The sequence below is a fragment of the Finegoldia sp. P2-F-LR genome, assembly GCF_052932265.1.
The window spans coordinates 1-551 of record NZ_JBRFJF010000030.1; the positions used below are offsets into that span (position 1 = coordinate 1).

Sequence of the window (551 nt, forward strand, 5' to 3'; positions counted from 1 at the left end):
AGAAGAGTATATAGGGAATTATTGAATCAAGGATATACAATAAATCATAAAAAAGTACAGAGAATAATGCATGAATTAAAACTATTTGGTAAAAGACCTAGAGAAAAATATCATTCATACAAAGGGAAAGTAGGAAAGATTGCTGATAATATAATAGACAGAAATTTTAAAGCTAATAAGCCATTACAAAAATGGAGTACTGATGTATCTCAATTTAACTTTTCATGGGGTAAATGCTACATTTCTCCAATACTTGATATGTATACAAATGAAATAATCTCTTATGACTTATCCTTAAGTCCTAATTTAGAGCAAATATCTAATATGCTAATGAAAGCATTTAACAAATTTCCAATACTAAATAACTTAATATTGCATTCAGATCAAGGTTGGCAATACCAACATAAATATTATATAAGTGAGCTCAAGAAGCATGGTATTATCCAATCAATGTCAAGAAAAGGTAATTGTTATGATAATTCAATTATGGAAACATTTTTTGGAAGATTAAAAAATGAAGTTTATTATGGTTACGAAAAGAGCTATAACTC

1 protein-coding gene is annotated in these 551 nt (G+C 26.9%); it reads left to right on the top strand.

The genetic code is table 11. The features are described from left to right. Window positions 1–551, top strand: a 551-nt coding sequence (locus ACU68W_RS09240) for an IS3 family transposase (protein WP_446756439.1), incomplete at both ends; no start/stop codon positions are given.